Raw genomic sequence first — 13,033 nt, 5'->3', positions numbered from 1 at the left:
ATACGTTAACAATGGGTGTTTTACCAGCCGTAATTTTGCTTATAAATTCCTTTAACATATCCTATCTGATTTTGAGGAACAGGTATATATTCGTTCTTGTTCTTGGTAAAGCGGGCACCTGCATAAAGTGTCGAGCGTCGACTTACTTCGGTAGAATAATAATCGTTGATTACCTCATCTGCAATTCCCCAACGAACCAAATCGAAAAAGCGACTGCCTTCCATTGCAAACTCTAAACGGCGTTCCCACCTCAACGCCTCACGAGCAAATTCCTGATTCCAAGTACAGTTTGTTCCCGGAACGTAAATGGCAACATTCATATTAGGTGCATAGCCTGTTAAGGTCGTACTGCGTTTTGCTCGCTCACGAATCTGATTGATATAAGTTAATGCTTCATTGCTTCTGTTCAGTTCGATAAGAGCCTCAGCACGCATCAGCAACACATCGGCAAAGCGCATGATAATTCTATTCTTAGAGTTTCCACGAAAAGGATTGACGTTTTTGAAACAGTCGCACGATGGGTCTACATTCTCTTTGAGAGAGGCATATACTCCGTACACGTTTGTATTACGATTCCAATCGCTTTCGTATATCAGCTCCGAATTGTATTTGTATGGTAGTCCGGGCAATGCAACAGTGTGAAACAGGCGAGGATCTGATTTGTCTGTAGACATGTTGTAATTCTGATTATCGAATGTTTCGAATAACGGAATACCATTATTTGTTTTGAACGCGTTAACTAAGTTTTGGCTGGGTTTATGAAAGTCGCAACATCCTAGTTTTTGAGGAGTAGACAACACGTCGCCCCAATTTAATCGTCCATATTGTGTTCCGTCTTCGATAGAGTATTGAACAGCAAACATAGACTCTTTACCATTCTGATACCCACCCGGAAGAAAATTAAATCCAAAATCATGCTCTAAGCCATATCCCGAAGTCATGGCAAAGGCAGTGTAGGTTAGTACCTTGTCAAGGTCGGATGTGTCTATGTTTGTTACATTATTCTTCTCGTCCTGACGATACGCCTTGTATAAGTACGCTTTGGCAAGATAGGCTGCGGCAGCATATTTGTCGGCACGCCCTACTTGTGTCTGGCTTGTAGGTAAAAGATCATATGCTTTCTTAAAGTCTCCTGCAATCCAAGTCCATTGTTCATCGTTAGATAATGTATTTGGTGTTTTTTCGTATTCGTTATCGGGAGTAGTTTCGTCTACAAAAGGAATATGTCCGAATACTTCTTTCAGCATGAAATAGAAGTGTCCCCGTAAAAAATACATCTCGCCCATACGTACATCTCGAAGAGGCATATCCTCAAGGCTGAGTTGTTTTAGCGCAGCTAATGCAGTATTGGTACGTGAAATTGCCTGATAGCAGTTAAACCACAACCTGTCAGCTTCTCCAAAAGTCGGATCAATATTCTGAGCGGTTTCGTAATAGTGGAAATGCTGAATGTCGTTAACATCTCCTCCTCCTTTATAGGCATCGTCGGAGCGGACATTGCCATAAGGCCAAAGGCTAAACGGAACATCGTAATGATCGTTTCCTAATGCAGAATAAGCTGCAATAACCAAACCTTCGGTCTGAGTCTTTACTTCGTCTTTGGTCATAATGCCCTGAGGGTCGCTGTCGAGAAAATCGCAACTGGTAGCTGTCAATATGGCTGCAAGGGCAATAGCTGTATATTTTAGTTTTTTCATTTTGGTAAATCGTTTATAGATTAGAAAGTAGCATTAACACCTAGTGTGAATGTGATAGGAATAGGATATCCGAAATTTGGATTCTCAGGGTCTTGTCCGGTGAAGCTTTTACTCTTGATGGTGAATAAATTTTGTCCACTGGCATAAAAGCGCAGTTTGCTAAGTTTTACTTTCCCGAGCAACGATGTTGGAAGTGAATATCCCAGCTGTATATTTCTCATCTTCAGATACGAGCCGTTTTCTACGAAATAGGTCGAAAAACGAGCTTCGTTATTTGCGTCGTTGTATGCTATGCTCGGTATATTCGAATTTGGGTTGGAAATAGGATCGTAGGCATCAAGTAGGCGTTGGCCTTTATTTGAATATACATCTATTACACTCCAAAAATCGGTATGCCTTTTTACATCATTTATTATATCTACATTATGAAGTCCCTGAAAGAACATAGAGAGATCAAAATTCTTGTATTCGAGATTAATATTCACTCCATACATAAAGTCGGGATAAGGGTCGCCGATCCAGGTGCGGTCGTCTTCGTCTATATATCCGTCGTTGTTAAGATCCTTGTAACGAATGCGTCCAATGCCTTTTCCATCCTGACGGGCGTGCTGATCTAATTCGTCCTGCGATTTGAATATACCATCGGCGACATAGCCATAGTAGGATTGGTATGGGCGTCCGAGAATGTTGTCCCATTTACCGTTTCCGCCATAGGCATTGATTACTGATTCGGGTAGGGTAGTTACCTTATTTTTATTAGTGGATATGTTGGCATTGATATCGTAAGCTAAGCCGAAATTTGTTTTGTTGCGATATCCGACAGAAAATTCGAATCCTTTGTTTTCCATTCCTGCACCATTTACCCATTGGGTAGCTCCTTCTCCTTTTATTCCGGCATAAGGAGGTTCGACAAGAATATCTTTAGTTTTCTTTATATAATATTCGGCTGATCCGTACAAAGAGTTGTCAAGAAAAGCAAAGTCGAGCCCCACGTTGGTTTGTGTAGTTGTTTCCCATTTCAGTTTATCGTTTCCGAGCCTGTCTCTTTTAAACCCTGAAGAAAGCTGTCCCGAACCTTTACCGTCCATATCATATGATGTACTCCATATTCCGTTCGAAGCCCAGATATAATCACCTGTAACGCCATAGTATGGTGTGTAAATATCGTAAATGGAATAGTTGCCTATTTCCTGATTCCCGTTTTGTCCCCATCCGAAGCGAAGTTTAAGATCGGAAATATAATCTTTAGTTTTATCCATAAACGGTTCTTGTGTGATTCTCCATCCGAGATTGAAGGCAGGGAAAGTTCCCCATCGGTTATTTTTATGGAAACGTGAAGATCCATCGCGACGTACGGTTGCCGAAGCCAGATATTTGTCATCGTAGGCATAGTTAACTTTACCGAAGAAAGATAATAACTTATAGCCTGTTGCATCGCCTCGTCCGGTAATGGCTCCTGTGCCAAGACTAGGCCACATATATTGAGGGGTCTCCAGTGCAAAATTGTTGGCTTGTATAGCAAAGCTAATATCATCCTGATAAAACATTTCCATACCTGCAAGAGTTTCCACACGATTTTTTCCTATCTGAAAGTCGTAAGTGGCGGTATTAGACCAATTCCATTTTGTCCAATGCGATTGTTCTATCAAGGAATAATTCTTTTCTTTACTTTCTTCAAGGAAGCCCGATACAAAAGAATGATTGAGCGATCGTTTATAAAAGTTGCCATAATCTACTCCAAAATTGGAACGGATATTTAATTTGCTAATAGGGCGAATGTTTATAAAAGCATTACCAAATACTCGCCAATAATTATATCTGTTGTCTTTGTTATGATATACTAAGCGTGCAGGATTCTGTCGGTCGGGTAGGGATCGTACAGGGCCTCCCCAGCCGCTTCCATCTGCTGTATGAACAGGAATAAAGGGGACAGCCATCATGGCTACTTCTGTTATCTGATAAGGCTGCTCTACTTCACTTGTGCGGTTTATAGAGAAGTTTTCTCCAATGGTTATTATATCTCCTACGAGTTTGTAATCGGAGTTGATGCGTGCCGATATGCGAGAGAAGTCGGTATGTTTTACCAATCCATTATTGTCATAGTAGCCCAACGAAAAGAAATAATTGCCTTTGTCTGTTCCGTTAGTTACCGACAAATTGTAAGACTGTGCTACACCTGTACGTGTGATTTCATCAAACCAGTCGGTATTGGCAGGAATGAGTTTGTTTCCGGCTTTGTCATAATATTGTTTCGGGAAATATGCGTTATTCAGAGTCTTACGGCCGTTGGCGTCTGTAGATTCATCATAGTAGATCCCTAAGCCATTGCTGTTGGCATCAATCCCATCATTTACAGATGCTTTCCACAACACTTGTGCGTATTCGCCTGAGTTTAGCATTTTCATTCGTGAATGGAAATTGGAGATAGTTACATAGCTGTCGAAATCAACTTTGAGTACTCCGCTTTTTCCTTTTTTAGTAGTGATGATGATAACTCCGTTGGCTGCACGTGATCCGTAAATGCTTGCAGCCGAAGCATCTCGGAGTACTTGTATACTTTCTATATCGTTCGAGTTCAGTTCGTGCATCCCTCCCTGCGATGGTACGCCATCAATTATGTAAAGAGGGTCGTTGTTGTTCATTGTGCCGATACCCCGAATACGAATTGTAGCTTTTCCGGCAGGGCCTCCGTTGTCTGTCACCTGCATTCCTGCCACACGTCCTTGCAGAGCTTTCATCGGATTGTTTTCGGCAGCCGACATCATTTCGCTAACCTTTACCACAGAGACAGCTCCGGTCAGGTCTGCTTTACGTTCGGTACGGTAGCCGACTGCAACAACTTCTTTTAGCATTTGAGAGTTTTCTTCCAAATCTATATTGATCTCCGGCTTGCCTTTAATCGAGATATCTGTAGTTTTGAATCCTACATAAGAGAAGACTAATGTGTCGTTGGTGTTAGTTGTCAAATGATAATTACCTTCTGTGTCGGTTATAGTCCCAATCGTTTTGTGTTTCACAGTAACGCTAACTCCAATGAGTGGCTCGCTATCTGTTTTCGATTTCACAATTCCTTTTACGTCTATTTCCTGAGCATATGCCGAGATGCAGGACGCAAAGAAAAATAATAAGAGGATTTTTCTCATTCTTTTCATCATGGTATTAGTATTATAAATTTTGTATAATTCAATGCAAAGAACCTCTTAATTTAAATTCCTTATGATAAAAAATTGTTCAAAAGCAATGAAAAATGTAGCATGAGAAGAATTTATACAGGCTGGTTGGATGAATTTTAGAATCTAAAATATTCTGATTGTAAGGCTCTTGCATTCAGTAATAGCGGGCAGTAGACTTCCCAATACAGTGCTTAATGGCTTGGAAAATAAAGAAGGAAAAGGATAAAACAAGAGAAAAAGGATATAAGGGTTTAGTTTTCTTGTTTATGATTGATTAATTTATTTTTTCTATCATAAATATAAATTGAATCGTTATTAGCTGGTTTGTAGATATAATAATCACGCTTAATAAACCACGCATCACGTAAGCTGTACTTTCTCCCATTGGATAAGTCAATAAGAGTAATTCCTTTTTCTTTTATATATCTTTCTTTTAAGACAAATCCTTTCACTTCTGTTTTAACAGAATCGGGTAAGTATAAAGATTTTTTTATATTGTTTTCTATTTTATTGTTATCATAATTATAAAAAAGAATCATCAGAGGAATACCTACAATGAAAACTATAGCAGGAAGTATTAAATCCCATTTGGTCAATTTAGTGTCACTCATAATCAATAATTAAAACAAATCAAATATAACAAACAAATTAAAACATCACCCCATGAACGATAAAAAGATAGGACTGAAATCTACGATAATCTTGAATAAATATCCCCAAACTAAAAATATAAAAGCTGTATATTAATTAAATATACAGCTTTTATGTTCGATTTTTAATGATCTTTGAGTAAGATTCAGGCTTTATTATCTAATAATACCTATATATCCGCCACCTCTGACCATATCTATTTTAAGTTTATGATTGGTTATTGCGGATTCTACTACTCTAAAATCTTTTGCTTGTTGTGAAGCATTCACCCCGTCTATATGCGCTTTTATCTTCTTAGCACCCTGTCCCAGAAAAGATAAATCTACGTCAACTGATCTAGGAGTATCTCCATTCATAGCACCGATGTACCATATATTTCCTGATCGGCGTGCAACAATGATAAATTCTCCGATTTCGCCTGCTAATGGAATAGTTTCATCCCAAACGGCAGGAGTATTTTTTATAAATTCAAAACTTTCCTGATTTTCCTCATACTTGGTCGGGCTGTCCGAAATCATTTGGAGAGGACTTTCGTATACTACATACATAGCTAATTGATGGCTGCGTGTGCCTTGGCTCATTGGCTCACGCTGATTGTCGTAAAATGTTTCAGGATGAGCATTTAGCATAGCTCCCGGTGTGTAATCCATTGGCCCCACCCACATGCGTAGGTATGGAATAATGACATCGTGTTTCACTGTTGCACGTTTACTCCATTTGTTATATTCAAGCCCAACAACACCCTCACGAGTCATCAGATTTGGATACTTGCGGCGCATACCTTCATTGGGGTACGATCCGTGAAAATCGATTAAAAGTTTATTCTCAGAACCTTTAATAGCTACTCTCTCGTAGAAATTTACCATTTTGGCATCGTTTCTGTCCATAAAGTCTATCTTCACTCCTTTTACACCCCATTTTACAAATTGGTCGAAAGCTTCGTTTAATTGTCTGTCTACATTAACCCATTTGGCCCAAAGCTGCACACCGACACCTTTTGTTGCAGCATATTTACATATCTGAGGAATGTCTACTTCAGGGTTCAGAGTCAATAGGTCGTTACGGGCAGACCAGCCTTCATCTATCAGAATATATTCTATTTTATGCTTAGCTGCATAATCTATAAGATACAGATAGGTCGCTGTATTAATTCCACTTTTGAAATCTACATTGTATATGTTCCGGTCGTTCCACCAGTCCCATAATACTTTTCCGGGTTTTATCCACGAATAATCTGCGCCTTTAGCTACATCTTCCGAAAGTAAAAAGATTAGTTCGCTGTTCAATATATCGTAGTCGCTGTCGAAGATGCCTGTTACACGCCAAGGAAAAGAGCGTTTTCCGCATTGAGGCACAATATAATCTTTGCGGGTTGCAGCATATATTTTATTGTCGCCATCGGCAGGCTCTTCTTTGTCAGGATAATAAGCAAAAACTCCATTGAAGGACTGTTCGCCCGGTCGGAGGTACATTCCTGCATAATTGTAGAGGTCAGCTTCTGCCAGTAACACCCTATATTTATCCACTTTGACCATTACCGGAGCAACAGAAAAGCTATCTCGAGGAAGAGTGTTGATATTCTTAACAGTATAGTCTTGTTCAAACCAGTTTTGCAACTGATCTGTCAATAAAGTATAGCTTAGATGATCTTGAGTGAAACGATATTGTATTTGTTCTTCTTTCACCGGCTCATTATTCTCGGCAGTACTGATAAAACGATAAGCTACACCATCGTTATACACTCTGAATTCTATTTTATATCCTTTATAGTTTAATAGAACCTGATTATAGTTATTCTGAGTCTTTTTGTATTTGCGGGGAACAATAAAGCTTACCAGCTCAGAAACGCATTTTCTCTCGACCTTTTCGCACTTTTTATCTTCTCCCCAAATACGATTTCCTACAGTGAGAGACAGCGGTGAGTTTGTCAATATTTGAACTCCTTCGCGAAAAAAAGAATAGGATACTTTTCCATCTGTCTCTATTACTGCTTTGTTTTTCCCATCAGGCGATTTCACCTCAATAGGCTTTGCATAAGCGCAAATAACAGAGCAAATTAGAGTTAAAACTATTAAAGATATCTTTTTCATTATTTAATGTGATTTTTGAAAATTTTAAAAATTAGTTAGCTCATCGCCAAGAGGCTTGCTTTTGTTCCGGATATGTGCTTGGCTATTTCTATTTTCTTCATATATATATTTATGAATTTTCGCCAGCCATGACAATCAAAGACAATCCTGCGATGAATAATAGAAACATCAATAATAGAAGCATATTGACGCTTTTATTAGCTCCTTTAAATTCTTTCCAGATAAACACACCCCAAAGAGCAGCTATCATGGGTGCACCTTGTCCTAAAGCATAGGAAATTGCAGCTCCGGCTTTTCCGGCGGCAATATAACTTAGAGCTGTGCCTAGTCCCCAAATACATCCACCCAGAATGCCGACAAGGTGAGTTTTCGATTTTCCGGAAAAGTATTCTTTGTAGCTGACGGGTTCACCAACAAATGGCCGTTTCATTACCACCGTGTTGAAAACGAAGTTACTCAAGAAAATACCGATAGTGAATATAAAAAAGGCTGTATACGGTGTCGCCATGCCGGGAGTTGGTGCTTCGAAATTATCCAGATCCATTGCCGCAGCAACAAACCGATAGAAGAATGACATAAGTATGCCTGCTACAGCTGCCAGAATGATTCCTTTTCTATTTCCTGAAGATTGCTCTCCTCCCTTTTTTCCTGAAGCTATTCCATTGCAGATAATAGCTATTACAATGAGGAATACACCTAAAAATAACAATAGTGGATCTCCTTTGGGAGCACTGAAATAATTGATGAATACACCTAGCACCAGAGCCAAACCAACGCCCAGAGGAAATGCCACAGACATACCTGCCATGGATACGGATGCTGCCAAAAGAATATTGGAGGCATTGAAGATTACGCCACCAATGATGGCACTAACGATATATTTCGATTCCAACTGTTGAATATCTTCAAGGAAGCTACGTCCCGAATCGCCGAAACTGCCCAGCGTAAATACCAACAGTATGGCAAACAACAATATACCGATGGTGTAATCCCAATAGAACAATTCATAACGCCATTTTTTACTTGCAAGCTTTTGGGTATTGCCCCACGATCCCCAACACAACATAGTGATGAAGCAAAGCAGAATGGCTAACGTATAACTGTTTACTATAAACATAATCTCAATCTTTTATTGTTTATACCTTATTTCTTTCCTGTTACCTGATTTACTATTGCCTTCAGGGTAGAGTCTACACTGTCTTTATCTATTAGCATATAGCGATGTTTTCCTTCCTCATTTGCGGTAAAAATACTTTTGCCGACACTGTCGATAGCTATAATGCCTTTTGGAGACAGACTGAAATATCCTTTATCCGGCTCTATGGCTTGTATTACGGACGTTAAATCCCAAGTCTGCCTGTCGTAAGGCATTTTTTCGTATATCTTATAAGAAACACTGATAGGATGATCAGAGGTGAAGTCGTTTAGAATACTCTGATGTGGGTATAGGAGTTTGTTTCCGAGTTCCCATCCGCTGGCAACTATTTCGGTTGGCCATTCGGCAAAAACTTTTTGAGAAGCTTTCAGATCTTGTACGATATTCCATTCAGGAAAATCAAATTCATTACCATACAGTCCTCCCATGATAGATAGTAGCTTCACTTTCTTTTTCACAAGGGCTTTTCCGTCCAGATCACTATATTCGTCAGCTTTCGATTCAAGCAATCTTGCCAGATTAGTCTCAGGACCTACTGCAATGAATACAATAGAGGCATCCTTCTGAGAAGCGAGCAACTTACGCAAAAGTTTATATCCTTCGGGTAAACTGTCACTTAGGCTCCGTTGAGGCTGTAGTATCTTCTTACCGTCAATAACGGTATCTAATGTCGGGCGTAAATACTTATTGTCTTCCGGATTTACTCCATTATAAGCAAATCCGAGAGGAATATCACCCCTGTCATTTAATCGGCAATAGCCATCTACATACTGTATCGAATATGGATTGCATTTTCCGATAGTGATACCCAAAAGGTTTATCTTACCTTCCTTTTCATAATTGAAAAGCATTTGCAGAGCCAGAACGTCGTCAATGTCATTTCCCACATCCGTGTCGAATATTACTGCAATGGGCTCTTGTTTTGTCCCCTTTTTGCCTTCACATGAGCAGAAAGCGAAGACAAGCATGGCTAATAATGTGTACTTCAATATTTTCATATAAATAGATTTAGTTATTATTCAGGTTATATCTTAACGTTTTATCGCTTTGTATATCATAGAACAAAGACTTGTCTATCATAGCTTTTCCAGGTTTTTTATTCACACCAATATATCCCATCGGATGATACCCTCCTTCAAAATAATTCTCATTTGCAAAACGTAACGAAGGAAGCATTCCCGCCGGATCGAGTACAGAAAGTGCTATGATATATTCTCCATCAGGTAAACTTTTGTCTATCGAAATAGAGCTTTTTATTTCGTTTATGGGAGCAGGCTTTTGATAAGCTTCCTTTTCTATAGTCCAATCATCGCCCGGCATCCAATCCGAAATATTTACATTGTCTAATGTCTTGCTCCAAACTTTCTGATGGGTTTTAGCATCCAATAAAGATACCTCAACCGGCCAGTTGTAATAAAAAGGAGAAGAACCTGTATTAACTACTTTGAATGAAATATTCAATGGCTTTTCGTTCTTTATTTCCGATGGATAAGTAAAGTCGGATAGGATAAAGCGGTAGCCCATAGCTTTTTGTAGTATTTCAGCATTCTTTCTAAACTCAGGGTCATTAAAGTTAGCCCAGGTAATGCCTCCGAGATGATTACAATGTAAGTTCCGTATCTGTTCGATAGTATATTCGCGTGTATGCTTGTCAGCTACAACTTGCTCAAAAGATTTGAACTTCGCTAAGTCGCCCCAGTTCCATGTTATTTCACCACCTATTGGCTGAGTTTTCCAGCGATCGCCGAGTTTTTTCATTTCTTCGTAACCACGAACTTGTTCCTGAGGTTGCGACCACGAATCCCAATAGATGCCAAATTCGTAATCTTTGAATTCGTAAGCATAACGAACCATTACTTTTTTGTTCTTGAAGGCTTTGGTAAAAGCATCTCCCAGAACTTTTTCCATACCCGGTACCCATGTGCGGTTTGCAACATGCTCTGGCTCATCGTGTGGAGGCCAGTAAGTTGATAGATCAGGATCGTGATGTTCGCCCCATTCGCCGATTATACCCATTTCTACATAAGCTACACGCGGATCGTTATCCCATGCCTGACCTATTTTTTCTACAAGCTTTGCAACTCTTTCGGGAAAGGCAGGATCGAAATATCCTCCTATGATCGGAGTCGTTTTGTCTTTAGGATCAACGTAAGCTCCAACCGATCCGGGTATCTGTTTGTAAGGACTTACCTGCGGCGAAATTCCTTTTGGCCAGTGCCATCCGTTTAAGTCGTCCGGATTGTTCGGATCTTTGGCTTTTCCTCCGTGCCATGGTTCTACCCAGACAAGGAGCACTCTGAGTATTACCTTCATATTGATATCCTCAACTCCTTTCCACCGATGATTGCTATATGCTATAATTTTATCGATGCCGTCTGATGAATCATCTTCTATCATATTCCATTGCATATATTCTTTTGTCATCGAACCATACGGATAAGGATATTCTGCTCTTATCTTATCCTCTCCTGGGCCAAAGTATTCCCTAAAGCCTTTCATCGGGTTACGAAAGGCTTTTGTATATTCCGGATAAGATACAGTTACCATGTCTTCTTTGCAGCCGGATAAAACGGCTGCAATGAAAAACAGTGCAATGAATCTTTTTATGTGCTTCATTGTTTATTAGTTTAACTTGTATTTCAATGTCCTATCCAGCCTCATATCCATGAATTCGCTGGATTTCACTTCATAATATATAGGTTCGGCATTAACACCAATATGTCCCATAGGATGACGTCCTCCCTCAAAATAGTTCTGGATGGCAAAGCGAACCGATGGAAGCATTCCTGCCGGGTCGAGTATTGCAACAGAGATAATATAATCTCCTGTATCGAGGTTTGTATCTAATGTCAAAGATTCTTCTACGTGTGTTGCAGCAGCAGGCACTGTATATTCTTTCTTTGTATTATCCCAGTTGTCGCCCGGCATCCACTGTGATACTTTAGCGCCGGAAAGAGTTTTGCTCCATACTTTCTGATGAGTTTTTGCATCCAGCAATGCAATTTCTACCGGCCAGTCGTAATAGAATGGAGATGAACCTGTATTCACAACATCGAACGATACAGTAAACGGTTCGTTCTGCTTGATGCTTGTAGGATACGTGAAGTTGGAAAGAAGAAAGCGATAGCCCATTATCCGCTGCAACATGTCGGCATTGGGAATAAAAGATTGATCGTTGAAGTCTGCCCATGTGATGCCGCCTAAGTGATTGCAATGCAGATCGCGAATTTGCTGAACTACTAAATCGCGTGTTGCCTCGTTTCCTACAACTTCTTCGAATGATTTATATTTGGCCAGACTTCCCCAGTTCCAAGTTATTTCGCCGCCTATCGGTTGTTTTTTCCAACGGTCGCCAAGTTTTTTCATTTCTTCGTAACCTCTAACTTTTTCTTCGTCCGCAGACCACGAATCCCAATAGATGCCAAATTCGTAATCTTTAAACTCGTAGGCATAGCGTACCATTACTTTCTTGTTCTTGAAAGCTTTTGTAAAAGCATCGCCCAGCACTTTTTCAATTCCCGGTACCCACGTGCGATTCTCTACATGATTGGGTTGATCGTGAGCTGGCCAATATGTTGTAATGTCAGGGTCGTGTTGTTCGCCAAATTCTCCGATAATACCCATTTCCACATAAGCTACACGTGGATCGTTGTCCCATGCTTCACCGGCTTTTTCTACTAATTTTTTTACTCTATCCTGAAACGATGGAACAAAATATCCTCCTGTGATGGCTTTGTTAGGATCTTCACTGTACACTTGTCCCGGTATGTCGCTAGGCCAGTGCCAACCGTTCAGGTCGTCAGGATTGTCTGTATATGTATTTTTGGCGTAACCTCCATGCCAAGGTTCCATCCAAACTATATATATGCGTGGTATTACTTTTACATTGATATCTTCTACGCCTTCCCAACGGTGATTGCTATAAGCGATTAGTTTATCTACCCCGTCATCGGCTTTATCTTCCAGCATATTCCACTGCATGTATTCTTTGATTAAAGAACCATATGGATATGGATATTCTCCTCGAACTTTGTCGTATCCGGGGCCAAAAAATTCACGTAGTCCTTTCATCGGATTGCGAATGGCATATGTAAATTCGGCAGGATTGACTGTTACTTTTCCATCTTTTACTTCAACTGATCCTCCTCCTTCGATTGGAGGTAATACTCCATGGTCTTCGTCACTACAAGAAACATAAAGTGCTGAAATAAATAAGCATACTATAAAAATCAGATTCTTCATAAGTATTTATTTTTTAGCATAGGG

Annotated in this window: 8 protein-coding genes; all 8 read right to left on the bottom strand. The window is 39.9% G+C overall.

Annotated elements, in window-relative coordinates:
* Positions 1 to 20: 20 nt before the first annotated feature.
* The 8 genes from BGC7_RS03205 to BGC7_RS03170 all read right to left on the bottom strand — a co-directional run bounded on the left by BGC7_RS03205 (position 21) and on the right by BGC7_RS03170 (position 13,009).
* The gene (locus BGC7_RS03205) at positions 21 to 1,697 is read right to left on the bottom strand and encodes a RagB/SusD family nutrient uptake outer membrane protein (protein ID WP_050700130.1); all 1,677 of its coding nucleotides are present in this window, start codon (positions 1,695 to 1,697) and stop codon (positions 21 to 23) included.
* A 20-nt stretch (positions 1,698 to 1,717) separates the two neighbouring features.
* Positions 1,718 to 4,849, bottom strand: a complete 3,132-nt coding sequence (locus BGC7_RS03200) for a SusC/RagA family TonB-linked outer membrane protein (RefSeq protein WP_369799069.1) — start codon at positions 4,847 to 4,849, stop codon at positions 1,718 to 1,720.
* A 272-nt stretch (positions 4,850 to 5,121) separates the two neighbouring features.
* A complete protein-coding gene (locus BGC7_RS03195; RefSeq protein ID WP_050700128.1) occupies positions 5,122 to 5,481 on the bottom strand; it encodes a hypothetical protein in 360 nt (119 codons plus the stop codon).
* Between the two features lie 195 nt (positions 5,482 to 5,676).
* A complete protein-coding gene (locus BGC7_RS03190; protein WP_050700127.1) occupies positions 5,677 to 7,611 on the bottom strand; it encodes a glycoside hydrolase family 97 protein in 1,935 nt (644 codons plus the stop codon).
* A 109-nt stretch (positions 7,612 to 7,720) separates the two neighbouring features.
* The gene (locus tag BGC7_RS03185; protein WP_050700126.1) at positions 7,721 to 8,728 is read right to left on the bottom strand and encodes a GRP family sugar transporter; all 1,008 of its coding nucleotides are present in this window, start codon (positions 8,726 to 8,728) and stop codon (positions 7,721 to 7,723) included.
* 26 nt (positions 8,729 to 8,754) lie between these two features.
* Complete coding sequence (locus BGC7_RS03180) at positions 8,755 to 9,765, bottom strand: nucleoside hydrolase (protein ID WP_050700125.1); 1,011 nt, start codon at positions 9,763 to 9,765, stop codon at positions 8,755 to 8,757.
* Between the two features lie 10 nt (positions 9,766 to 9,775).
* Positions 9,776 to 11,383 (bottom strand): DUF4832 domain-containing protein, encoded by a 1,608-nt coding sequence (locus tag BGC7_RS03175; RefSeq protein ID WP_050700124.1) that lies wholly within the window; start codon positions 11,381 to 11,383, stop codon positions 9,776 to 9,778.
* Between the two features lie 6 nt (positions 11,384 to 11,389).
* On the bottom strand, positions 11,390 to 13,009 hold the full coding sequence (locus tag BGC7_RS03170) for a DUF4832 domain-containing protein (protein WP_050700123.1): 1,620 nt from the start codon (positions 13,007 to 13,009) through the stop codon (positions 11,390 to 11,392).
* Positions 13,010 to 13,033: the final 24 nt, after the last annotated feature.

Source organism: Dysgonomonas sp. BGC7, from assembly GCF_001261735.1.
Taxonomy (GTDB): domain Bacteria; phylum Bacteroidota; class Bacteroidia; order Bacteroidales; family Dysgonomonadaceae; genus Dysgonomonas.
The sequence above is the reverse complement of the archived record's forward strand: the minus strand, read 5'-3'. Positions and strand labels throughout refer to the sequence as shown.